The 21,763-nt window shown below is 70.6% G+C and carries 21 protein-coding genes; 7 read left to right on the forward strand and 14 right to left on the reverse strand.

The genetic code is table 11. The features are described from left to right. Positions 1 to 8 precede the first annotated feature (8 nt). The 7 genes from ACQQ2N_RS02915 to ACQQ2N_RS02945 all read right to left on the reverse strand — a co-directional run bounded on the left by ACQQ2N_RS02915 (position 9) and on the right by ACQQ2N_RS02945 (position 8,246). On the reverse strand, positions 9 to 1,769 hold the full coding sequence (locus ACQQ2N_RS02915; RefSeq protein WP_440224176.1) for a hypothetical protein: 1,761 nt from the start codon (positions 1,767 to 1,769) through the stop codon (positions 9 to 11). Then, positions 1,766 to 4,228 carry a glycosyl hydrolase 2 galactose-binding domain-containing protein gene (locus ACQQ2N_RS02920; protein WP_440224177.1) on the reverse strand — a complete coding sequence of 821 codons (2,463 nt, stop codon included), beginning with the start codon at positions 4,226 to 4,228 and terminating at the stop codon, positions 1,766 to 1,768. The genes ACQQ2N_RS02915 and ACQQ2N_RS02920 overlap by 4 nt, the downstream gene beginning before the upstream one ends. Beyond that, on the reverse strand, positions 4,225 to 4,470 hold the full coding sequence (locus ACQQ2N_RS02925) for an acyl carrier protein (RefSeq protein WP_440224178.1): 246 nt from the start codon (positions 4,468 to 4,470) through the stop codon (positions 4,225 to 4,227). The genes ACQQ2N_RS02920 and ACQQ2N_RS02925 overlap by 4 nt, the downstream gene beginning before the upstream one ends. Next, positions 4,467 to 5,471 (reverse strand): DUF1839 family protein, encoded by a 1,005-nt coding sequence (locus ACQQ2N_RS02930; RefSeq protein ID WP_440224179.1) that lies wholly within the window; start codon positions 5,469 to 5,471, stop codon positions 4,467 to 4,469. Before ACQQ2N_RS02930 ends, ACQQ2N_RS02925 begins: the two co-directional genes overlap by 4 nt. After that, the gene (locus ACQQ2N_RS02935) at positions 5,471 to 6,385 is read right to left on the reverse strand and encodes an amino acid--[acyl-carrier-protein] ligase (RefSeq protein WP_440224180.1); all 915 of its coding nucleotides are present in this window, start codon (positions 6,383 to 6,385) and stop codon (positions 5,471 to 5,473) included. The genes ACQQ2N_RS02930 and ACQQ2N_RS02935 overlap by 1 nt, the downstream gene beginning before the upstream one ends. Positions 6,386 to 6,387: 2 nt before the next feature. Beyond that, positions 6,388 to 7,575: an acyl-CoA dehydrogenase family protein gene (locus ACQQ2N_RS02940; protein WP_440224181.1), complete on the reverse strand. Its 1,188-nt coding sequence runs from the start codon at positions 7,573 to 7,575 to the stop codon at positions 6,388 to 6,390. 104 nt (positions 7,576 to 7,679) lie between these two features. Beyond that, on the reverse strand, positions 7,680 to 8,246 hold the full coding sequence (locus ACQQ2N_RS02945; RefSeq protein ID WP_440224182.1) for a TetR/AcrR family transcriptional regulator: 567 nt from the start codon (positions 8,244 to 8,246) through the stop codon (positions 7,680 to 7,682). Positions 8,247 to 8,318: 72 nt separating this feature from the next. On the opposite strand from ACQQ2N_RS02945, the gene ACQQ2N_RS02950 reads away from it, so the two are divergent. Beyond that, entirely contained in the window at positions 8,319 to 8,609 is a 291-nt protein-coding gene (locus ACQQ2N_RS02950; protein ID WP_440224183.1) for a hypothetical protein, read from the forward strand. Positions 8,610 to 8,744: 135 nt separating this feature from the next. After that, positions 8,745 to 9,326: a TIGR00730 family Rossman fold protein gene (locus ACQQ2N_RS02955; RefSeq protein WP_440224184.1), complete on the forward strand. Its 582-nt coding sequence runs from the start codon at positions 8,745 to 8,747 to the stop codon at positions 9,324 to 9,326. Positions 9,327 to 9,706: 380 nt separating this feature from the next. On the opposite strand, the gene ACQQ2N_RS02960 is transcribed toward ACQQ2N_RS02955, so the two are convergent. Both ACQQ2N_RS02960 and ACQQ2N_RS02965 read right to left on the reverse strand, forming a co-directional pair. Next, the gene (locus ACQQ2N_RS02960) at positions 9,707 to 10,126 is read right to left on the reverse strand and encodes a TfoX/Sxy family protein (protein WP_440224185.1); all 420 of its coding nucleotides are present in this window, start codon (positions 10,124 to 10,126) and stop codon (positions 9,707 to 9,709) included. Beyond that, positions 10,123 to 10,638 carry a GAF domain-containing protein gene (locus tag ACQQ2N_RS02965; RefSeq protein WP_440224186.1) on the reverse strand — a complete coding sequence of 172 codons (516 nt, stop codon included), beginning with the start codon at positions 10,636 to 10,638 and terminating at the stop codon, positions 10,123 to 10,125. The genes ACQQ2N_RS02960 and ACQQ2N_RS02965 overlap by 4 nt, the downstream gene beginning before the upstream one ends. A gap of 130 nt (positions 10,639 to 10,768) precedes the next feature. On the opposite strand from ACQQ2N_RS02965, the gene ACQQ2N_RS02970 reads away from it, so the two are divergent. The 4 genes from ACQQ2N_RS02970 (at position 10,769) to ACQQ2N_RS02985 (ending at position 15,274) form a co-directional block, all read left to right on the forward strand. Beyond that, the gene (locus ACQQ2N_RS02970; protein WP_440224187.1) at positions 10,769 to 12,889 is read left to right on the forward strand and encodes a choice-of-anchor Q domain-containing protein; all 2,121 of its coding nucleotides are present in this window, start codon (positions 10,769 to 10,771) and stop codon (positions 12,887 to 12,889) included. 512 nt (positions 12,890 to 13,401) lie between these two features. Further along, on the forward strand, positions 13,402 to 14,160 hold the full coding sequence (locus ACQQ2N_RS02975) for a TMEM175 family protein (protein ID WP_440224188.1): 759 nt from the start codon (positions 13,402 to 13,404) through the stop codon (positions 14,158 to 14,160). Next, positions 14,157 to 14,819: a dethiobiotin synthase gene (gene bioD / locus ACQQ2N_RS02980; protein ID WP_440224189.1), complete on the forward strand. Its 663-nt coding sequence runs from the start codon at positions 14,157 to 14,159 to the stop codon at positions 14,817 to 14,819. The genes ACQQ2N_RS02975 and bioD overlap by 4 nt, the downstream gene beginning before the upstream one ends. 110 nt (positions 14,820 to 14,929) lie before the next feature. Next, positions 14,930 to 15,274 carry a hypothetical protein gene (locus tag ACQQ2N_RS02985; RefSeq protein ID WP_440224190.1) on the forward strand — a complete coding sequence of 115 codons (345 nt, stop codon included), beginning with the start codon at positions 14,930 to 14,932 and terminating at the stop codon, positions 15,272 to 15,274. On the opposite strand, the gene ACQQ2N_RS02990 is transcribed toward ACQQ2N_RS02985, so the two are convergent. Continuing rightward, complete coding sequence (locus ACQQ2N_RS02990) at positions 15,261 to 16,178, reverse strand: DMT family transporter (protein ID WP_440224191.1); 918 nt, start codon at positions 16,176 to 16,178, stop codon at positions 15,261 to 15,263. The two genes, ACQQ2N_RS02985 and ACQQ2N_RS02990, sit on opposite strands and share 14 nt — an antisense overlap. A 161-nt stretch (positions 16,179 to 16,339) precedes the next feature. On the opposite strand from ACQQ2N_RS02990, the gene ACQQ2N_RS02995 reads away from it, so the two are divergent. Further along, complete coding sequence (locus tag ACQQ2N_RS02995) at positions 16,340 to 19,645, forward strand: amidohydrolase family protein (protein ID WP_440224192.1); 3,306 nt, start codon at positions 16,340 to 16,342, stop codon at positions 19,643 to 19,645. Between the two features lie 99 nt (positions 19,646 to 19,744). Here the strand turns inward: ACQQ2N_RS02995 and ACQQ2N_RS03000 are convergent, their stop codons facing one another. The 4 genes from ACQQ2N_RS03000 to ACQQ2N_RS03015 all read right to left on the reverse strand — a co-directional run bounded on the left by ACQQ2N_RS03000 (position 19,745) and on the right by ACQQ2N_RS03015 (position 21,568). After that, entirely contained in the window at positions 19,745 to 20,065 is a 321-nt protein-coding gene (locus ACQQ2N_RS03000) for a hypothetical protein (RefSeq protein WP_440224193.1), read from the reverse strand. 118 nt (positions 20,066 to 20,183) lie between these two features. Continuing rightward, positions 20,184 to 20,606, reverse strand: a complete 423-nt coding sequence (locus tag ACQQ2N_RS03005) for a YkvA family protein (RefSeq protein ID WP_440224194.1) — start codon at positions 20,604 to 20,606, stop codon at positions 20,184 to 20,186. Further along, positions 20,603 to 21,001 (reverse strand): YciI family protein, encoded by a 399-nt coding sequence (locus tag ACQQ2N_RS03010; protein ID WP_440224195.1) that lies wholly within the window; start codon positions 20,999 to 21,001, stop codon positions 20,603 to 20,605. Before ACQQ2N_RS03010 ends, ACQQ2N_RS03005 begins: the two co-directional genes overlap by 4 nt. Before the next feature lie 171 nt (positions 21,002 to 21,172). After that, complete coding sequence (locus ACQQ2N_RS03015; RefSeq protein ID WP_440224196.1) at positions 21,173 to 21,568, reverse strand: hypothetical protein; 396 nt, start codon at positions 21,566 to 21,568, stop codon at positions 21,173 to 21,175. Positions 21,569 to 21,763: the final 195 nt, after the last annotated feature.

A 21,763-nucleotide genomic window follows, 5' to 3' on the forward strand; every position in this document is an offset into this window, starting at 1 on the left:
CGCACGCCTCAGCGGGCGTCGTCGCTCCGAGGCTCGACGAGTCCGACCATTGCCGCGACGAGCGCATCCTGGGACGCACGCGGCGTGAACGTGTGGTCGCTGCCTTCGAAGAGAGCCACGCCGATCGCGCCGCGCGCGACGAGTGCGGCGACCATGCGCCCGCCTTGCTCCGAGAGCAGATCATGGCCGGGATCGCCTTCGGCGAACAGGAAATCGACCCGCACGCCTCGCCGGACGAGGGCGCGCAGATCGCCCGCGAGATCGTGCCGCATCGGAACGTGCAGCAGGCGCAGCAGGCCGACGCCACGGGCGCGTGCGAGCATCGAGGCACGCCGTGCGACCACGCGCAGGGCCGCCACGACGTCGACCCGACCACGCAGGAGCTTGCGCCACCCGCTCCATGTGCGCAGCAGCGCTCGATAGCGTGCGGCTTCGCCGATCACGCGCGCGACCGGCAACGGCGGCGGCATGCCGGCAATCGGACGGAACGTGAGCGGATTGATCGCGATGACCGCATCAAAAGGCGTGCCGTCGAACGCGGCCTGCAGCGCATGGAACGCCCCCGCGCAGACACCCGCCACGGTCACGTGCGGCGCACCGAGCCCGCGCGCCATAGCGACTGCGGCGGCGACATCCGCGGTTGCAGCGACGCCGGGATACACGGTGCCGGCTTCGACGCCGTCGGCTGGCGGGCTGTCGCCGAGACCACGCAAGTCGATGCGCAGCACGAGCGTGCCGCGCGAGGCGAGCTGGCGCGCGAGGCGTACGTGCAGGCGGTTCGGCCCGATGCGCGGCGTCGCACCCGCGTTGAGCAGCACGAGCGCAGCGCGTGGCGTAGCCGCGGGCAGCGTGGCGACACCGCGTGCGCCCGAGGCGAGCGTGACAGGCGCTTCCCGCAGGGCATCGATACGCGCACCCGTCGACTCCCTGCACACCGGCGCGCCGTCGTGTGCGCTGCGCTCGTCGTGCACCGTCATGCCCTTGCGGGCGAAGGCGACGACGGCGTCGAGCAGCCGCTCGGGCACCGTCGAGCGATGCGGATCGAGCATCATCTCGGTATAGCCGTCGAACACGCGCTGCTCGACGTGCGCGCCGAGCACGCCGAGCTGCACGGGCCAGGCGGTCGATGCCGCCAGGTCCGCGCGCTCGAGCACGAGCACGTCGGGAGCCGGCGCGGGTGCCGGCAGCGCAGCGAGATCGAGGCGCTCGAGCGCGGCATGCGTGTCGGGCGTGATCGCGAAACCGATGAGTTCGCCGAGCGGCTCGCCCTCCCGCGGCGCGGCGAGCGGCAGGCCGAGTGCGCGCTGCAGCATGCGCGACTCGCGCAGGAAGCGCTTGCCCTGCACGACCGGCGCGATCGCGACGAGGCCGACGACATCGTCGCGCAGGCGTGCCGCGAGCACGGCCCAGGCCGCGCCGAGCCGCAGGCCTGCGAGCACGAGGCGTGTGGCGCCTTCCGCGCGCGCGCGGTCGCAGCCCTTGCCGACGCTCGCGACCCAGGCGTCGATGCGTGCGTCGTCGAGGTCGTCGCCCGCGCTGTCGCCCGTGCCGTCGGGATCGACCCGCAACGCGAGCAAACCCGACTCGGCAGCCAACTCGGCGAGCCGGCGCAGCGTGCGGTGCGCACAGATCGCCTCGTAACCGAACGGCGGCACGATCACGAGCGCGGTGTCGCCCGCGACCGCGGGCCTGTGCAGCCACGCGAACGTCGCGCGCGTGTCGTCACCGAGCCACACGGGCTGCGCCTCGGGGACCGTGGCGATGCTCACGCGAGCGTGAACCGGGTACGCGTACGCGCATTGAGCGCCGAGGCCACGCCGCGAAACGGTGCTGCGGGATCGACGCCTGCGACGGCATGCAACACGATCTCGCGTGACTGTCCCGGTGCGAGATGGAAATCGTCGTCGGAGGGCACGTGGCCGGGCACGTCGAGCATCACCGACTGCGCGAACATGCGCGCGGACACGGCGAGCACGATCTCGTCACCGCGGCGCCGCGCCTCGACCGCGAGGCCTACGTCGTCGCGCACCGAGAATCCCATGCCGTCCGGGAACGCGAACGTGTCCGAGAGCAGCACGTCGTCACGCACGAGCGCGACATGCACGACGTCGGCGACCGGTGGCCCGAAGCGGTATGCGTACGCGAGGTCGACGAAGGTGTCGAACAGGGCTGCCGCGGCGAGCTCGATCGATGCATGCGCAGGCACCTCGACGTCGCTGCCGGCACGTCCCGCGACGATGCCGCCGTCGCGATGGAGCGTGACCGCGACGCGTGCGCGCAACGGCTCGGGACCATCGTTGTGCACGTGGATCGCGAGACCGTCGAGTCCTTCGTCGGTGATCGTCACGGCGACCGGTGCGAGCACGCGGCGCAGCGCATGCAGGCAGGTCTTGGGACGACCCAGCGCATCGACGAGACCCCAGCCGGCACCGGGCCAGAGATCGTGCAGGAACCAGACGAGCGCGCCCTGGGTGCGCGAGCGCGCACGGCGCCACTCGGCGAACGTGCGCGCCATGACATCGCCCGTCGCGGCGCGACCGAGCGCGAGGTAGCGCTCGTGGTCGCGTGCGCGCAGCGCCGCGGCGTCGACACCGTACAGCGCCTCGACATAGTGGTCGCGCACGTCGTCGAAATCCCAGCCGGCGCCAAGGTCGCGCGGCACGCGCGCGGCCCAGCGCGGATCGGGCGCGCGCACCGCACCGCCGGCCGGCAGTGCAGCGTCGGCCGGCACGTTCGCGAACGCGAGGCACTCGCTCGCGAACGCGGGCGCGCCACGGCGCGCATCATCCAGGCCGCGTCGGTAGGCACCGACGCCGTAGTACGAGGTGACGCCGTCCGAGGCCTGCGGGAACGCACCGCCGTGCGTGCTCGACGGCACGTAGACGTGACCGCGCGCGATCACCGGCAGCGCGAGATGCTCATGGAACAGTGCCGGCGTCCATGCCTCGCGCGGTGCGCCGGACATCGCCGCCTGCTGAGCCACCTCGCTGTTGCCGCAGACGATCGCGACGCTCGGGCGTGCCTGCAGGCGATCGAGCAGCTGGCGCGTCTCGCGGCGCGCCTCCTCGACGAAGGCCTCGTCGTCGGGATAGTCCATGTTCGCGAACATGAGGTCCTGCCAGAGCAGGATGCCGTGACGGTCGAGTGCGTCGTGGAATGCGTCGTTCTCGTACACGGTCGCGCCCGACACGCGCAGCATGTTGAAGCCGGCGTCGCGCACGCGGCGCACGGCCGCTTCGATGGCCTCGTCCGTGGCATCGAGCGTGACCACGTCGAGCGGCGTCCAGCACGCGCCGCGACAGAACACCGGCACGTCGTTGACGCGCAGCGCGAAGCCACCGTCGCTGCGGTCGACCGTGATCGTGCGGAAACCCGTCGCACCGAGCTCGAGGCGCTCGTCGACGCCGTCGCGCACGGCCTCGACATGCAGGTCGTACAGCGCGGGCTCGCCGTGCGTGTGCGGCCACCAGCGTTCGACGCCGGCGATGCGCGCCTCGCCGCGCCAGGTCGTGCCGTCCCATTGCAGATCGACCGCGCTGCGATGCGCGCGTCGCGTCACGACGATCGTGGCCTGCGTGGTCCCTGCGGCGAGCGCGATCGCGACATCGACGATGCCGTCGACGTCCTCGAGGCGCGCCTCGACGTGTACGCCGCCGGCGCGGCCTTCGGCCGGCTCGAGCCAGACCTCGCGCCACGGCCCGACCGCGGGACACGGTGGCGACCATCCCGGCGTGCGCCCGAGCAGGCTCGTACGGAACGCACGCAGGTTCTGCTCGACGAGCATCGGCACGCGCCAGCGCGGGCGCGCACGGCGCTGTGCCAGTTCCGGCGCGAGTGCGCGGCAACGCAGGAGCAGTTCGTGCGTACCGTCGAGATCGAGCTCGATCTCGTGGGCGAGGCACATGTTGGCGCTCGACAGCAGCGGCTCGCCGTCGAGCCACGCCTCGGCCAGCGTCGCGAGGCCGTCGAAGCCGAGCACGAAGCGTCCGTGCGAAGGCGGCAGGCACACGCGCCACCAAGCGTCGAGCGCATCGAAGGCGAGCGGCGTGTCCCAGGACCAGCGGCCCGCTTCACGCAGCGCGCCCGCGGCGGTGCCGGGCACCTGCGCGGGCAGCCAGTCGAGCGCGTCGATCGTCTCGCGCGGCGTGCCGGCCGGTGCGAGCGCCAACGTCCAGCCGTCGCGCAGCGGCGCGCGACGGGCGGCGGCGACGGCGCGCCCGGCGCTCACTGCGGCGCGAGCGAATCCACCGCGTCGCGGATCGCGGCGATGCTTTCGAACACGCTGCGCTTGAGCAGGTGGTCGGGGAACTCGATGTCGAACGCGCCCTCGAGCGCGAGCATGACGTTGACGCTCGCGTGCGAGGTCATGCCGGCCTGGTAGAGGTCGGCGTTCTCGTCGAGTGCGGACGCGTCGGCGTCGAGGCGGCCGTGCTCGGCGAGGATCGTGCGGATGCGTTGCGTCGTGCTCATGGGGTCGTCGGTGATGTCGGGTGGGAGGCGGCCCAGGTCGCGAGCGCGTCGTGCGCATGCTGCCATGCGTCGATCCACGTCGCGAACAAGGCCTCGGTGTCGGGCGTGCGCTTCGCGTTGACCGCACGCGCGGCCTTGAGGATGAAGGCCTGCGCGCCGGTCGAGAGGATCTCGAACGCGTCGGCGGCCGTGGCGAGGCGCACGTCGGCATGCTCGTGCCCGTGCAGCCAGCGCAGGTGCATCGCGGCGAGTTCGGCAGACGAGCCGAGCTGGCGCAGCGTCGCGAACGCCCAGGCGTGGTAGTGCTCGAGGCCGCGCGCCTGCAGGTCGGGAAGCTCGCGCGTGAAGCGCGCGGTGAAGCGTGCGACCGGATTCGTCGCCGGCATGCGCGCGACGTGCCGGACGAGCATGCCGGCGGCCTGCGTCGCGAGCGTCGCCGCATCGGCGTCGCGCAGACGATCGATGCGCACGAGCTCGGCGTACAGCGGCAGCGCGCCGGATTCGTCGCGCGTGCGGAACGTGTTCTCGAAATCCTCGCCGTCGAGCTCGAAGTAGCCGGCGTTGTGGAAGTAGCCGAGGCGGCGCGCTTCGGTGTCGACGTCGGCGAGCACGATCGTCGTCTTGACGTGGTTCCTGCGGTAGTCGGTGCCCGAGGTGTCGGGCAGCCACCACGCATCGGCTTCGGTCGCGATGAGCTTGCCCGCGCCGAGGTGCTCGATCGCGTGGTCGAGCAGCGGCCGCCAGCACGTCATCTCGCCGAGCTCGACGCCGTACAGGCGCTGCAGGTCGTCGTGCGACGGCTTGTAGAACGACCACTGGTCGCCTTCGAAGTCGATCGCGATCGTGCCGCCGAGCATCGCGAGCGGCTCGCGGCCGAGCGCGTGCAGCAGCTCGATGCAGACGTCGACGTAGCAGTTCTTCTCGAGCCAGACGCTCGGCGGCTGGTGCGTCGCATGACGCACGTGGCCGGTCGCGTCGACCTCGAGGGCGCGTACGCGCATCAGGGCCACAGCACGTCGCGGACCGCCGCGGGCCACTGCGCGGGGTCGAAGCCGTGGGCCTGGAACAAGGCCATCGCGATGCGTTCGAGGCCGAAGCCGAGGCAGGCGGTGTTGGCGATGGCGCCGTCGGCGGCATGGATGCCGAACACGGTCGCGAACTTGTCCTGGTGCCAGTTGAACGAGCAGATCGCGGTCGGCGCGGCTTCCGAGATCACCGGCACGAGCACCTCGAACTTGAGCTGCTGCTCGCGCTGGTTGACCGCGAGCAGGCGGCCGCCCTTGCCGAAGAACGGATCGTTGGCGATGTCGGAGCGCACCGGCAGCTCCAGCGCACGCAGCAGGCCAAGCGCGCGCTCGAGCCAGTCGTTGCGCCAGGTCACGACCTGGTCGGGCGTGCCCGCGCGGATGTACTCGCGCATGCGGAACGACTGCAGGCGCGTCGGCTCGTCGGAAGGCTCGTGGCGGAACACCCAGCCCAGCGAGGTCGCGAGCCGCCCCTCGGGTGACAGCGTGCCCGCGAACGTCGGGTACACCGGATAGCAGACCGCCGGCGTGAGCATCACGTCGGTCATGCCGAGGCGATCGCTCCAGGGCTCGCCGGCATGGATGCAGGCACACAGCGCGCGCGCCTCGAGCTCGCTGCCGAAGAAGCTGTGCACGGCGCCGGCGAGCTGCGGGAAACTCTCCATGTAGCCGGTGCGCTCGACCAGCGCGCGCGGCAGCGTCGGCGGGAAGTGCACCTCCTCGGCGCCGTCGTCCTGCGCGAGGCGACGCACGGCGGCGTCGAACGCGGTGACCACGCCCTCGAACACCGCGCTGCGGCCGATCACGCCGCGCACGCCGCTCGGCACGACCAGGCCGTGCCGGCGCAGGCCTTCGGCGAATGCCGCAGCGTCGTACGCGGTCGCGGGCATGGTCAGTCGTCCTTGTAGACGAGCAGCATCGAGGCGTTCTTCGCGGCGATGCGTTCGTTGGAGATCATGAGCGAGGCCGACAGCGTGTCGCGGTAGTGGCGACCGACGCTGAAAGGCGTGTCGTTGCGGAAGCCGAGGATGCCGATCACCTGCAGCGCCTCGTGGACGAGCTGCGGCGCCTTCTCCGAGCACGCCATCTTGAGCTCGTTCATGCGCAGCGCCCAGCCGATCGAGGTGAGCTGGTCGTGCTGCGCCGCCATCGGCGTCGCGGCGATCTCGTCGAACGCGCGCGCACAGCCTTCCCAATGGTGGCGCATCGCCTGCAGCTGGGCGTGGGCACGCGCGAGGCGCGGTGCGCCGGCCGGCACCACGCCGGGCTTGCGGCGTGCCTCACCGCGCACGAAACGCGCGGCACGGTCGAGTGCATCGGCAGCGATGCCCCACCACAGCGCCGACCACAGGATGTGCGAGTACGGCACCATCGTCAGCGCCGAGGCGTCGCCGAAAGCACCGGGCACGATCTGCGCAGCGCTGCCGCTGCCCTTGAACTTCGCACCCGGGCTGCAGGTGCCGCGCATGCCGAGCGTGTCCCACTGGCCGACTTCGGCGAGCGTGTACTGGCCCTTGGTGAACAGCACGAGCACCTGATCGCCCGACGCCGCATCGGCGGCGCGGCGGCAGGTCACGAGCTGGGCGTCGGCGTGCTCGCCGTAGGAAATCGTCGTCGCGTCCTTGGCGAGCGTCATCGCGTCGCCGTCGACATCGACCGCGCAGACGCTGGTACGGGTGTCGCCGAACGTGCCGTTCTCGGAGGTGATCGAGGCGACGAGTTGCTGGCGCCCGACGAGGTCATCGCGCAGGAACGCGTCGAAGTAAGGCGTGCTGGCACCGTGCCGCGCGAGGCAGGCCACCTGAATGTGGTGCATCGCGAGGATCATGCCCGAGGCCGAGCAACCCCTCGCGAGGGCCGCGCACTGGCGACCGAGCTCGGTCATGCCGGCACCGGCGCCGCCGTGACTCGCCGGCACCGCGGCCGACAGCAGGCCGGCCGCGCGCAACGCGTCGATGGATTCGATGGGGAAACGGGCCCGAGCGTCGACGTCGGCCGCGTGCGGTGCCGCGATGTCGCGCGCGATCGCCTCGGTGGACGCGACGAGCGCGCCCGACGCCGCACCCGGATGGTCGTTCATGGGAAGCCTGCCTCGCAGTGCTCGCGGCGTCGGATCGATACGGGTGCGGATTTGTTGCGAATCATCCTCGATTCGTGAACCGCGTTCCAGATCCCGCGCGATGCTCAGGCGCCGGGCAGGTCGCCGGCCATGCGCACGAGTTCCTCGACCACCTGGGCGCGTTCGTCCGCGGTCATCGAGCACAGCTCGAACACCTCGCAGAAGAACAGGCCGTCCAGCGCGAGCGACACGGCCGCCGCACGCGGGAACGCGACGCCGGCCTTGCGCAACTCCTCGAAGTGTCGGCGTTCGTAGTGGCGCGGGCGTTCGAGCAGGGCCGGGAAGTTCGCCGCCGCGGCAAGGAACGATCGCGCGGCCGCCGGCTCGTGCGCCTCGTCCTTCGCGCATTCGATCTGCGCCTCGATGTAGGCGCGCAGATAGCCCGCCGGTGTGTCGGGATGACGGGTGCGCGCCTCGGCGAGCACGGCCTCGTGCATGTCGAGGTGGTGATCGACCATGCCCTTGAGCAGCGCTTCCTTGCTCGCGAAGTGATAGAGCAGCCCGCCCTTGCTGACGCCCGCCGCGGCGGCGACCGCATCGAGGGTCAGGTTCGCCGCGCCGACGTCGCGGATGACCTGTTCGGCCGCCTCGAGGATGCGGTGGCGGGCACTGGGGCGGGCTTTGGCGGGCATGGGGTCGAGGGTTGACGAGGTCGGGGCGATTATAGACTATACCGTCCGGACGGTTTAGACGACGACGCCGCGATGAACGCACGTACCCGCACCACCACGCTGATTCCCCTGCCCTTGCCGCGCACGCCGGCGATCAACGCCGAAGGCATCGCCTCCGACTTCGCAGCCGCGGCCTGGATCCAGGAGTTCGTGGACCTGAGCCAGCAGGCGATCGCCGAGGTCGACGACGAGGACATGCGCCGGCACTACGAGGACGAGCTGTTGCGCCGCGTGCCCTACCTGCGCGCCGCAGGCGTTTTCGAGGTGTTCCAGGTCGCCCATCCGGCGTTGCGCGCGATGATCGAGGACCACGCGCGCGGCTGAGACTTCGCGATCGGCGACAGCGCCCGGCGCGGCTGGCCGACCGCCCCACGGCAGCACGCCTCCCCGCCCACCCGCGCCTCGAGGCCCGCAGCCCGCGCGTACAATGCGCGCCCCACCGCTGCCGGAGCGCCTGCCGTGCGCATCTGCGTCTACTGCGCCTCCAGCCAGGAGTGCGATCCGCTCCATCACGAGACCGCGTATCGCGTCGGCCAGCTGCTCGCCGAGGCCGGGTGCACGGTCGTCTACGGCGGCGGCTCGGCCGGATCGATGGGCGCGGTCGCGAACGGTGCGCTCGCCGCAGGCGGCGAAGTCGTCGGCATCCTGCCGCGCTTCATGGCCGACCTCGAATGGGGCCATCCGGGCCTCACGCGGCTCGAACTCGTCGAGGACATGCGCGAGCGCAAGCACCGCCTGCTGACCGGATCCGACGCGGTCATCGCGCTGCCGGGTGGCTGCGGCACGCTCGAGGAACTGTTCGAGGCGATCACGCTCAAGCGGCTCGGGCTGTACTTCAACCCGATCCTGCTGCTCGACACGCAGGGCTTCTATCGTCCCCTGCAGACCTTCATGGAGCAGGTCATCGACCAGCGTTTCATGAACACCGAACACCTCGCGATGTGGCAGCTCGTCGAGCAGCCCGAACAGCTGCTCCCGACGATCCGCGCGACGCCGCGCTGGCGCGAGGACGCACGCGAGATCGCGGTGGTGAGGCGCTGACCGGGGCGAGGTGAAGCGCGGGACGCCAGCACGCAGGCTGCGTGTCGAGACCGCTGCCGCGTCACGCTCCACGGCGGAATCGCCTGCGGCGGTTCCGCCCTACCCGTTACCCGTCGAAACGATGCGGAACAGGCGTGCTCCGGTAGGGCGGAACCCGCGCAGCGGATTCCGCCGTCAGGCGGAGTGATGCGTGCATCATCGTGCGCAAACCTGTCGCGGCGGCACCAGTCTGCACGCTTGGGAGCATGACGCAGCGACACGCTCCACGGCGGAATCGCCTTCGGCGGTTCCGCCCTACCCGCAACACGCCGAAACAATGCGGAACAGGCGTGCTCCGGTAGGGCGGAACCCGCGAAGCGGATTCCGCCGGTAAGCAGGACTCAATCGAAGTCGCGCGACGTGCCGGTGAGCTCGCGCACGCCGCTGTCGCCGTCGCCGAAGCCGTCGCCGTCGGACTCCGCCTCGGCGGCCGGTGCGCTGCCGTCACCGTCGTTGCGGGCGCTGCGGTCGGCGGCCTTGTCCCAGCGCGACTTGATCGGGTTGACCGCTTCGGCGGCATCGACCTCGAGCAGCAGGCTCGCGCGGCGATCCTCGGGAAGATCGGTCCAGTGGCAGTCGTCGATCGCACCGGCCATCGCATAGAGCAGGTTGAGGCTCGGGCGGAAACCCGCGCGCTTGACCTTCATGAACGCCTCGACCGGGCCGACGCGCACGAGGTCCTCGTGCGTGCGCACGCCGACCTGACGCAGCCACGCGGCCGATTTCGGGCCGACGTTGCGGATCTTCACATCACGACTCATGCGCTGGTCTCCCCATGCGGTGCCGCGGCGAGCGCGTCGAGGAACACGCGGCAGAGTGCTTCCATGCCGGCGCGATCGTCCTCGTCGAAACGCGCGGGCAGCGGGCTGTCGACATCCCATACGCCGACGAGGCGATCGCCGGCCACGAGCGGCACGACGATCTCCGAACGCGAGGCCGCGTCGCAGGCGATGTGGCCCGGGAATGCGTGCACGTCGGCCACGAGCTGCGTCTCGCGCGTGGCCGCGGCCGTACCGCAGACGCCCTTGCCGATCGCGATGCGCACGCAGGCGGGCTTGCCCTGGAACGGGCCGACGACGAGCTCGCGGCCGTCGAAGAAATAGAACCCGCACCAGTTGATGTCGGGCAACGCGTGCCACGCGAGTGCGGCGAAGTTGGCCGCATTGGCGATGCGGTCCGGTTCGCCATGCAACAGCCCGCGCGCCTGGTCGGCGAGCTCGGCGTAGAAGCCGGCCTTGTCGGCGGCGGTGATCGGGGCGGCGTCGAACGACATCGGCGGCACGGCACGGGACGGAAACGCGGATTCTACCCGTCAATCGCCGGGATGGACGACTGCGTCACCGTTTGGCGGCCGCGTCCGCGTCCACGATCGGGGTTCCGTGCCGCTCCACGAGGAACCCCTGATGCCGCATCCCGTCCCGTCACGCCCGCACCTGCTGCTCGCCGCAGGCATCGCACTCGCCCTCGGCCTGCCCGCCTTCCCCGCCACCTCCCACGCCGCCGGCGCCAGTGAAGCACGCGCCGCCGCGCGCCATGCCCTGCGGATGGAGAACCGCCGCCAGCGCAACGCCGGCATCGCCATCACCGCAACGCAACGCCCCGTCGGTACCCGCGCGATCCTGCCCGTCACGAGCTGCGCCGACGACGGCGGCGCCGGCACGCTGCGCAGCGTGCTCTACGCCGCGAACGAGGGCGACACGGTCGACCTCTCCGCACTGACCTGCGGCACGATCACGCTGACCCAGGGCGAGATCGACATCAGCGTGCTCGGCGACGAGCAGGTCAACGACATCACGATCGTCGGCCCGGGCCGCGACCTGCTGACGATCGACGCCAACAACGATCGCTTCATCTACCACGGCGATTTCCAGACCGGCCTCGCCCAGCTGCGCATCCGCGACCTCACGATCGCCAACGGCCTCTACACGCACGGCCTCGCGAGCTGCATCGACACCTCTGGCGATGCCGAACTCACGCGCGTGACGATCACCGGCTGCCGCGCCAGCGGTGGTTCGCCACTGACCTTCGGCGGCGCCGTGAGCGTGTCGGGTGACCTCGCGATGGTCGACAGCACGATCACCGGCTCGTCGAGCACGGCCGCAGGCAACGCGGTCGCGATCGGCGGCGGCGCCTACGTCTCGGGCGACCTCAGCCTCGTCGACAGCACGATCTCCGGCAACAGCGTCACCGCGGTCACGGCCGGCGACGGCGAGTACTACCTGACCGCCGGCGGCGGTGCCTACGTGCGCGGCGCGCTCACGGCACGCAACAGCACGGTCAGCGGCAACACGATCAACGCGACGGGGGCCTCGCAGGACGGCATCGGCGCGGGAATCTACGTGCGCGCCGAAACCGACATCGAAGGCACCACGTTCGACGCCAACACCGCCGACGGCGCCGGCGGCGGCCTCTACAAGGACGTCTACAGCGTGTTCGGCGATCCGGGCACGCTGCTCGAGGTGCGCAACAGCACATTCTCGGGCAACACCGCGCTGCGCGGCGCCGGCTTGGTCGCGAAGCGTCCGACCACGCTCGCCAACAGCACGATCGCGTTCAACACGGGAGCCGAAGGCGCCGGCGGCGCGCTGTTCACGGGCGACATGGCGACCACGCTCGACCTGCAGAGCGTGATCATCGCGTCCAACAGCGCCGGCAGCGGCGCGACGCTCGCACCCGATCTTTCCGCCACGGGTCCACTCGCCGTGACCGGCGCGAACAACCTCGTCATGAACGCCGGCACGCTCGCGCTGCCGGCCGGCACGCTCACCGCCGATCCGCAGCTCGCGCCGCTCGCCGACAACGGTGGCCGCACGCGCACGCACGCGATCGACTCGGACAGCCTCGCGTTCGATTCCGGCAACAATGCGGCCGCCCTCGCCACCGACCAGCGCGGCAGCGCGCGCGTGGTCGGCGCAGCCGCCGACATCGGCGCCTTCGAGTGGATGAGCGACGTGATCTTCGCCGACGGCTTCGACCCGGCCGCAGCCAACGTCACCTACCGGTACGACGACGGCGACGGCGACACCAATCAAGGCCCGCCCTCGTCGTTCAGTCCCGACATGCTGTGGGGCAACTACTACACGACGCAGCCCGGCGGCACGGTCATCACGCGCATCGAGGTCGCATTCGGGCCGACGTTCCCCTCGCTCGCGAACGGCCCGGTGACGTTCTGGCTGCTCGACGATCCCGATGCCGACGGCGATCCACGCAACGCGATCCTGCTGACCAGCGTGCAGGGCACGCCCGACGTGTTCAACGACACGTTCTTCAGCGTGACGATCCCGCCGACCGCGGTCAGCGGCGCGTTCTTCGTCGGCGCGAGCGCCAAGCTCGCGGGCGGCGTCGACAGGCCCGCGCGCGTCGACCGCGATGCTCCCGGAACGAACTCGTGGTTCTTCTACGCGCCCGAGATCGCCGACGTGATCGACGATCTGAACTCGGCGCCGTTCGGCGCGCAGAACACGAGCCCGACCAACCCGCTGCCCGGTGCGTTCATGGTGCGCGCGATCGGAACGTCGCCCTGACGCACTGCTACCCGGGGAAAATGCGCACACCGCAACGGAGCTGTTGCACGGTGTAACCGGCGTGCCGCGGCGCGCGACTTCACAGGCTCGACGCGTCCTCCCGAAGCGGCGTTGCGCTCGAGCCCCTCTCCCTCCGGGAGAGGGGTTGGGGAGAGGGTGCGGGATCGTGACCACGTCGGATCATCGTCGCGATCCCGGACCCTCATCCGGCCCTGCGGGCCACCCCGTATCGGAGTACGGGGCAGGCTCTTCTCCCGGTGGGAGAAGGGAAACGACGCGCGTCATGTCGAGCTGCCGCAAGAACGACTTGGCATCCCGGGATTCGTCGTCGGAAGCCTGACGCGGCAACGCTCTGCAGCCTTCGCTTCGAACTTTCCCCGGACAGCAGTGCACCCTGAAGGCATTCGCGCCGGCATGCTGCCCGCGTGGCGGCGTGGCGGCGTGCCGGCGTGGACATGACCGCGGCCGCGCGGCGCCCGCATAATCGGCGCCTCGCCGACACGACGCGCCCGATGCCGCATACGCCCCCCGTTCCCCTCGAAGCCCGCGTGCGCGGCGAGGACGGCTTCCGCAACCGCGGCGCCGAAGTCACGCGCATGGAAGCATTCCTCGATGCGGCCTTCGCGTTCGCGGTGACCCTCATGGTGATCTCGATCGACGAGATCCCGAAGAGCCGCGACGAGCTCATGGCCGCGCTCAAGTCGGTGCCCGCATTCGGCGCGAGCTTCCTGCTCATCGCACTGTTCTGGCGCGGCCATGCCGACTGGAGCCGACGCTACGGCATCAACGACCGCGCGAGCCAGCGCCACGGCCTGCTGCTCGTGTTCCTCGTGCTGGTCTTCATCTACCCGCTGCGCATGGTGTTCGGCGCGTTCTTCGACTGGGCCACCGGCGGCTGGCTGCCGGCCAACCTGCGCATGGGCTCGGCCGACGACGTGCGCTTCCTGTTCGTGGTGTTCGCGATCGCGTTCGGCTCGATGGGCGGCGTGCTGCTCATGCTGCACGTGCATGCCTGGCGCGTGCGCGGCACGCTCGCACTCGATGCGCTCGAGACCGTGCTGACGCGCCTCGCGGTCGTGCGCTGGTCGATGATCCCCCTGTTCGCACTCGTCTCGCTGGCACTCGCGGCGTGGATGCCGGTGATCCCGGGCCATACCTGGACGCTGGCCCTGCCCGGCTGCGTGTTCTTCGGCCTGCACATCACCCAGGTCGCGCTGCGCCTGCGCGAGAACCGTCTCGTCGCGCAGCTCGCGCCGCAGGTCACACGATGAAACCGCTGTTCGTCACCGGCACCGACACCGGCATCGGCAAGACCCACGTGTCCTGCCGCATCGTCTCGACGCTGCGCCGCGAAGGCCTCGACGCAGTCGGCATGAAACCGGTCGCGAGCGGCTGCCGCGCCACGCCGGAAGGCCTGCGCAACGAGGATGCGGAAGCGCTGATCGCGGCGTCGCGCTGGACCGGCGCCTACGAGACCATCAATCCGCTCGCGTTCGCCGATCCGATCGCACCGCACATCGCCGCGGCCGATGCCGGCACCGCGATCACGCTCGCGCCGATCGGTGCGGCCTACGCGTTGCTCGCCGCCGCGCGCGCACCGGTCGTCGTCGAAGGCGTCGGCGGCTGGCTCGCACCGTTGTCGGACACGCTCATGCAGGCCGACCTCGCACGCGTATTCGGGCTCGACGTGGTGCTCGTCGTCGGCATGCGCCTGGGCTGCCTCAACCACGCGTTGCTGACCGCGCGCGCGATCGTCGAGGACGGCTGCCGACTCGCGGGATGGATCGCGAACCGCGTCGACGCCGACATGCCGCGCTTCGACGAGAACCTCGCCACGCTGCGCGCGCGCCTCGCCGCACCGCTGCTCGGCGTCGTCGCGCACGGCGCCGACGCCACCGACACGCTCGACCTCGCGCCGCTGCGACGCTGAACCCGCGCTGCGCGGTCGTCGTCTGACCGCGACCTGACCATGCATCGGCGCACGCCGTCTCACCGCGCGCCTCGCGCACTAGACTCCTCGCACCCCGCAAGGAGACACGCATGGCCCAGCGCTTCTACATCTCGATCGACGACCTGACCCGCGCGCGCGGCGAGCACACGTCGCTGTCGTTCACGGGCGACTCGCCTGCCTCGCTCGCCGCGGCGTTGCAGGCCGCCTTGCGCGAGCCCGCGCTGTGGCAGCGCTGGCGCGACCTCCAGGACGATCCCGACGAGGTCGATCCGTCCACTGGTGCGACCGATCCGTCCGCGAGCGTGACCGGCGAACTCGTCGACTCGCGTGGCGAACTGGTCGTGACGACGTCGCTGCCGCACGCGATCGTCAAGCACCGCCTCGACCTGCTCGCGGGTCGCTCGTGGACGCTGCGCGACGTCAAGGGCGCGTGACGTCCACCGCGGCGCGCGCGCCCATCGGTGCGCGCGTCGCCAGCCACACGCCGACCGCGGCGCAGGCGAAGCCGGCCAGCTTCAAGGCCGTGAGGTGCTCGCCGAGCACGACATGCCCCATCACGGCAGTGACCGCGGGCATCAGGAAGAACAGCGACGCGACCGCGCTTGCCGCGCCGCGCCGGATCAGCACGAACAGCAGCGCGAAGCCGCCCACCGAGTTGACGACCACGAGCCACGCGAGCGGCACGAAGAACGCGCGCGTGGCCTCGAAATGGAAGTGCTCGAGCGCGAGCGCGAACGGCAGCAGCACGAGCGTCGCGGCGAGGTTCTGCGTGGCGAGGCCGACGCGCAGGTCGATCGTCGACGCATGGCGCTTCTGGTACAGCGTGCCGGCGCTGATACCGACGAGGCCCGCGAGCAGCGCGATCCAGGCCGGCCACGGCGTCGCGCCATCGATGCGGTCGGCGACCACGAGCAGCACGCCGCCGAAGCCGATTGCGAGACCGAGCCATTGGCGCGCGGCGAGGCGCTCGCTGCCCGCGGCGACCGCGATCACCGCGACGAGCAGCGGCATCGCGCCGATCACGAGCGCGGCGACGCCGGCCGTCGCGCCCCAGCGCAGGCCGAGGTAGACGCCGCCGAACTGCAGCGCGAGCGTGAGCACGCCGACCACCGCGCTGTGCATGAGTGCACGCCGAGGGCCCAAGGCCACGCGCGCACCGACGGCAAGCCCGCCGAACACGAGCGCCGACAACGCAAAGCGCCAGACCAGCGCCGTAAACGCGCCCGCATGCGTCACCGCGAGCTTGCCGGCGAGGTAGCCCGTGCACCACACCAGCACGAACGACAGGCCCGTCGCGGACAGGGCCGGATTCGGGGCGGACACGGCATCACGGCTCACGGGGAACGATCCTGACCGGCGCACGGCGCGCCATCCCGCACCGTAGCCTGCGCCCGCGCGCGCGGCCATCCGCCGATGGTCGAGCCTCCGGGACTTCCTTCCCGGGCGGCGCGGCCCCGAGTCGCCTACGATGGCGGTTTGACCATGCTCCGGGGAGCCCCATGATCTCGATGCGTCCGTTGTCCGCCGCGCTGCTCGCGGCCCTGTTCGTGCCGTCGCTGGCGCTCGCCGCCGACAAGAAGAAGGACGAGGCGCCCAAGTGGGACGTCGAGACCGCCCACGGCAAGAGCGCCAAGACCGTGCGCTTCTCGGTCGAGGAAGGCACCTGGATGGACCTCGACGTCAGCCCCGACGGCAGGACGATCGCGTTCAGCCTGCTCGGCGACCTCTACGTGCTGCCGATCGAGGGCGGCACCGCCAAGCGCGTGACGCGCGGCGCGGCGTGGGACGTGCAGCCGCGCTTCTCGCCGGACGGCCGCGAGCTCGCCTTCACCTCCGACCGCGGTGGCGGCAACAACGTCTGGCGCGTGCCGGTCGGTGGCGGTACCGCGACCCAGGTCTCGAAGGAAGACTTCCGCCTGCTCAACAACCCGTCGTGGACGCCGGACGGCCAGTACCTCGTCGCGCGCAAGCACTTCACCGGGCAGCGCTCGCTCGGCGCGGGCGAGCTCTGGATGTACCACCGCAGCGGCGGCAACGGCCTGCAGCTGACCAAGCAGAAGAACGACCAGCAGGATCTCGGCGAGCCGGCCGTGAGCAAGGACGGCCGCTACGTCTATTACTCCGAGGACGTCACCGCGGGTCCGTTCTTCCAGTACAACAAGAACCCGCACGACACGATCTACGCGATCAAGCGCCTCGACCGCGAGACCGGCGAGACCGAGACCGTCGTCGGCACGCCCGGCGGCGCGGTGCGTCCGCAGCCCTCGCCCGACGGCAAGTCGCTCGCCTTCGTCAAGCGCGTGCGCGAGAAGAGCGTGCTCGAGGTGCAGGATCTCGACAGCGGCAAGGTGCGCCCGCTGTGGGACGGCCTCTCGCACGACCTCCAGGAAGCCTGGGCGATCTTCGGCCCGTACGCGAACTTCGCCTGGACGCCCGATTCGAAGCACATCGTGATCTGGGCCAAGGGCAAACTGTGGCGCGTCGACGCCGCGACCGGCGCGCCGACCGCGATCGCGTTCAAGGCCGATGTCGAGCAGACGCTCGCGCAGCCGCTGCGTTTCGAGCAGTCGATCGAGAAGGGCACGTTCGAGCCGAAGATGATCCGCGACGTCGCCACGAGCCCGGATGGCCGCACGCTCGTGTTCCACGCGCTCGGCCACCTCTACACGAAGACCTTGCCGAACGGCGCGCCGCAGCGCCTGACCAGTGACACCTCGCGCTTCGAATACCAGCCCTCCTTCAGCGCCGACGGCCGCAAGCTGCTCTACACGACGTGGTCGGATGCCGGCCAGGGCGCGATCGTCGAGCGCGACCTCGCCAGCGGCCAGGTGCGCACGCTGACCACGAAGCCGGGCTTCTACTACGGCCCGAAGTACTCGCGCGACGGCGCGCGCGTCGTCTACGCCAAGACCTCGGGATCGTCGCTGACCGGCAACCTCAACGCGGGCGAGGAAGGCATCTACGTGATGCCCGCGAGCGGCGGCGACGCGCGACGCGTGGCCAAGTCGGGCGGCGAGCCGCAGTTCACCGCCGACGGCAAGCGCGTCACGTTCCTGACCGGCGGCGGCCTCAAGAAGAAGCTGCAGAGCGTGTCGATCGACGGCAGCGAGCCGCGCGACGTGTTCGACCTCAAGTACGTCGATTTCGTCAGCATCAGCCCCGACGGCAAGTGGGTCGCCTTCACCGAGCTGTTCAACGCCTACGTCGCGCCGATGCCGCAGACCGGCGGCAGCATCGAGCTTTCGAAGGATTCCAAGGCGATCCCGGTCACCGCGATCAGCAAGGACGTCGGCTCGTACCTGCACTGGGCCGCCGATGCCGCATCGGTGCACTGGATGGTCGGCCGCGAGTACCACTCGCGCGACATCAAGGACAGCTTCGCGTTCGTGCCCGGCGCGCCGAAGGAACTGCCCAAGCCCGGCAGCGACAAGGGCATCGACGTCGGCCTCACCGCGAAGGTCGATGCGCCCGATGGCGTGTTCGCGTTCACCGGCGCGCGCCTCGTCACGATGCGTGATGCCGACAAGACGCAGGACGTCATCGAGGACGGCGTCGTCGTCGTGCGCGGCGACACGATCCAGGCGATCGGCGCGCGCGGCAGCGTGGCGATCCCGGACGGCGCGACCGTCATCGACGCCGCCGGCAAGACCATCGTGCCGGGCTACGTCGACGTGCATGCGCACGTGAACCACTTCAACAGCGGCGTCGTCCCGCAGCAGAACTGGGCGTACTACACCAACCTCGCGTTCGGCATCACGACCACGCACGATCCGTCGGCGACCACCGAGACCGTGTTCTCGCAGTCCGAACTTGTGAAGTCCGGTGCGATGGTCGGCCCGCGCATCTACTCCACCGGCACGATCCTCTACGGCGCCGACGGCGACTTCAAGGCCGTGGTCAACTCGATCGACGACGCGCGTGCGCACCTGCGCCGCATGAAGGCGAACGGCGCCTTCAGCGTCAAGAGCTACAACCAGCCGCGCCGCGACCAGCGCCAGCAGATCAACCAGGCCGCGCGCGAGCTCGGCATGCTCGTCGTCGAGGAAGGCGGTTCGACGTTCAACCACAACATGACGATGGTGCTCGACGGCGTCACCAGCATCGAGCACAACCTGCCGGTCGCGCCGCTCTATGCCGACGTCATCAACCTGTGGAAGGAAACCGACGTGCGCAACACGCCGACGCTCGTGGTGAGCTACGGTGGCCTCAGCGGCGAGTACTGGTGGTACGCGCGCGACAACGTGTGGGAGGACAAGAAGCTCAACCGCTTCTTCCCGCGCGAGACGCTCGATGCGCGCTCGGTGCGCCGCGAGACCGCACCGGACTGGGACTACTACCACATCGAAGTGGCGAAGGCCGCCAAGTCGCTGCGCGATGCCGGCGTGAAGATCACGGTCGGCGGCCACGGCCAGCTGCAGGGCCTGTCGGCGAACTGGGAAACCTGGTCGCTCACCCAGGGCGGCTTCAGCAACTGGGAAGCGCTGCGCGCGGCGACGATCGACGGCGCCGACCTGATCGGCCTGTCCAGGCAGATCGGCTCGCTCGAAGCCGGCAAGCGTGCCGACTTCGTCGTGCTCAACACGAACCCGCTCGACGACATCCGCGCGACGATCGACACGCGCTACGTGGCCGTCAACGGACGCGTGTTCGATGTCGACGCCGACATGGCCGAAGTCGGCGGCCTGCAGCGCAAGGCGCCCGAGTTCTACTGGCAGCTGCACCGCGACGGCCGCACCTACGGCCTCGAGTACGGTCCGACCGCGCCCTGCCATTGCCCGAAATCGGGCACGGTGCACACGCACTGAGCAAGGCGCTCGAACGTCGATCCCCCGTCCGCGCGGGCGGGGGATCGGTGTCGAAGTGATCCACGCAGCGGCCGTGCAAGGCGGCCGCATGCCGCGACGTCAATCGTCGGTGGTGTGCCGCTCCGGCATCGCGTCACCCACGCTGCCCGACATGGTACGAGACGCTTCGCGGCGCGCCAGCGGCACCGCGAGCGCGTACAGCAGCGCGGTGACGCCACCGAACAGCATCGCGAAGATCCACAACGCGCCTGCCCGCGAATCCACGAGCGGATAGACCACGCAGCCCGCGGTCGCGAGCGCGCTGACTCCGACGACCAGATAGAACGCCCAACGCGAGAGATCCGCAGCAAGCCCGCTCGCAAACCAGGCCAGCAACCACACGGCCGCGAGCGCGGCCACGGCCATGATCACAAGCGACATCGGCAGCACTCCGTCGCGGAGAAGGCGCCATCATTCTGGCGTGTCCTGCACGCCATGCAAGCGGCCTGTCCGACGATGGCACGCGGCGCGACGACGTCCGTGACGCGAAGCGTCGGCATCACGCCGACGCGTGGATCCGCATGAGCCATGCCGCGACCACGAACGCCGCCACAAGCCACACCGCGACGATCACCGCCGCGGCGGACCGGCTCACGGGACGCATCGCGGCATCACGTGCGCGCCGCCGTGCCCGCGCGAGCACGCGCTTGGGCATGAGCCTGATCACGAGCAGCAGGCCGAGCGGCACGAGGATCACATCGTCGAGCAGACCGAGGATGGGGATCGCATCGGGGATCAGGTCGATCGGACTGAACGCGTATGCGGCCACCGCGAGCGCGAGCACGCGTGGTAGCCATGGCGCCGCCGGATCGCGGGCGGCGAAGTACGCGGTCAGCGCCCACGCGCGCATCGCACGCAGCGTCGCGCGCCAGCCCGAATCCGCCTGCCGCGTAGCCGTCCGCTCGTGCGATGCCTGCGTCACGCAGCGCCCGGCGCGCCATTCGACATGTCGGTGATGAACATCTCGCAGGCACGCACCTCGACCGCGAAACCGAGCCTGCCGCCGAGGTTCGCGGCCGGATGTTTCGATGCGACCTGCACGGCCACCTCGACACTGTCGGCCTCGACGAGGAAGAACGCGCCGGGCTGATGGCGACCCTCCAGATACGCTCCCGCTCTGCGTTCGGGCGCACCGTCGGTCGGAACGAAGTGGACAGCGTCCGCCGGCATCGCCAGTGATCCCAAGGCCGTCACGCTCCCGGTCGCGCGCAGCGCGGCATCGTGCGGCGCGCACGCAGGCCCGAGCGCAGCACCCTCTTCGGTGGACATCGTCTCGAACGCTTCGACGTCGAACCAGCACAGGCACAGGAACATCATCCGCGCGTCTCCTCGTGACGGGCGCCGGAGCGCCGACGCGACAGGCGCATCGTAACGCCGGGCGCCGCGCTCGGTGCCACGGACGTGGTGTGCCGTCGTGGCTCCATGAGGCATGCCCCCGAGGCGATGGCCTGCCCCGCTTCGCACCCGCGTTACGTCAGACGGTCCGCCTCAGTACGCCGGTGATCGCATGACCCGCCACACATGCCGCCACGGCATCACGAGACCGACCAGCACGACGCCGATCAGGCATGCGAACACGGTCTCCGAGGCGTACTCGTCAAGCGCGCCTGCGCGCGAAGCCGGCCACGCGACCGCGAGCAGCCAGATCGTCTTCCACGCGAACTCGAAGCCGAGCAGCGGCAGCATGCGCAACGGATGACGCACGCCGATCGCCGAGCCCAGCGCGATCGCCGCGAGCAGCGCACGCACCACGCTCGACGGCCCGGCCTCGACATTCGGCGGCGACACGATCAGCGGCCAGAACGTCGACGCGAGACCGACCGCGATGACGAGGTAGGTGCCGCGCAACGCGAGCAGGCGCAGGCGGCCGGGTTCGTGGGGCATGAGGCTCGCTCCGTGCGACGCGGGGTTGCGTCGGGGGCGATGCTGATGCGCTCGGCGCATTCGTGCGCGAACGATGCGACGGGATGCGGATGCGAGGGATGAGATGCTTCCCAAGGATCACGGAGCGGACAGCGTCACGCTCGACGCCTGGAAGTAGCGCGCTCGTCGACCATACCGATGCTTCGGTGCATTGGA

The organism is Dokdonella aquatica (assembly GCF_051987395.1).
Classification (GTDB): domain Bacteria; phylum Pseudomonadota; class Gammaproteobacteria; order Xanthomonadales; family Rhodanobacteraceae; genus Dokdonella.

Coding starts and splice junctions, on each gene's coding strand:
- ACQQ2N_RS02930 (WP_440224179.1), bottom strand. CDS start 5,471: ATGCGCGTACGCGCCCTCGAGGTCGACGCGACCGGCCACGTGCGTCAT.
- ACQQ2N_RS02940 (WP_440224181.1), bottom strand. CDS start 7,575: ATGAACGACCATCCGGGTGCGGCGTCGGGCGCGCTCGTCGCGTCCACC.
- ACQQ2N_RS02950 (WP_440224183.1), top strand. CDS start 8,319: ATGAACGCACGTACCCGCACCACCACGCTGATTCCCCTGCCCTTGCCG.
- ACQQ2N_RS02935 (WP_440224180.1), bottom strand. CDS start 6,385: ATGCCCGCGACCGCGTACGACGCTGCGGCATTCGCCGAAGGCCTGCGC.
- ACQQ2N_RS02985 (WP_440224190.1), top strand. CDS start 14,930: ATGGCCCAGCGCTTCTACATCTCGATCGACGACCTGACCCGCGCGCGC.
- ACQQ2N_RS02995 (WP_440224192.1), top strand. CDS start 16,340: ATGATCTCGATGCGTCCGTTGTCCGCCGCGCTGCTCGCGGCCCTGTTC.
- ACQQ2N_RS03015 (WP_440224196.1), bottom strand. CDS start 21,568: ATGCCCCACGAACCCGGCCGCCTGCGCCTGCTCGCGTTGCGCGGCACC.
- ACQQ2N_RS02925 (WP_440224178.1), bottom strand. CDS start 4,470: ATGAGCACGACGCAACGCATCCGCACGATCCTCGCCGAGCACGGCCGC.
- ACQQ2N_RS02960 (WP_440224185.1), bottom strand. CDS start 10,126: ATGAGTCGTGATGTGAAGATCCGCAACGTCGGCCCGAAATCGGCCGCG.
- ACQQ2N_RS02975 (WP_440224188.1), top strand. CDS start 13,402: ATGCCGCATACGCCCCCCGTTCCCCTCGAAGCCCGCGTGCGCGGCGAG.
- ACQQ2N_RS03010 (WP_440224195.1), bottom strand. CDS start 21,001: ATGATGTTCCTGTGCCTGTGCTGGTTCGACGTCGAAGCGTTCGAGACG.
- ACQQ2N_RS02970 (WP_440224187.1), top strand. CDS start 10,769: ATGCCGCATCCCGTCCCGTCACGCCCGCACCTGCTGCTCGCCGCAGGC.
- ACQQ2N_RS03000 (WP_440224193.1), bottom strand. CDS start 20,065: ATGTCGCTTGTGATCATGGCCGTGGCCGCGCTCGCGGCCGTGTGGTTG.
- ACQQ2N_RS02945 (WP_440224182.1), bottom strand. CDS start 8,246: ATGCCCGCCAAAGCCCGCCCCAGTGCCCGCCACCGCATCCTCGAGGCG.
- ACQQ2N_RS02965 (WP_440224186.1), bottom strand. CDS start 10,638: ATGTCGTTCGACGCCGCCCCGATCACCGCCGCCGACAAGGCCGGCTTC.
- bioD (WP_440224189.1), top strand. CDS start 14,157: ATGAAACCGCTGTTCGTCACCGGCACCGACACCGGCATCGGCAAGACC.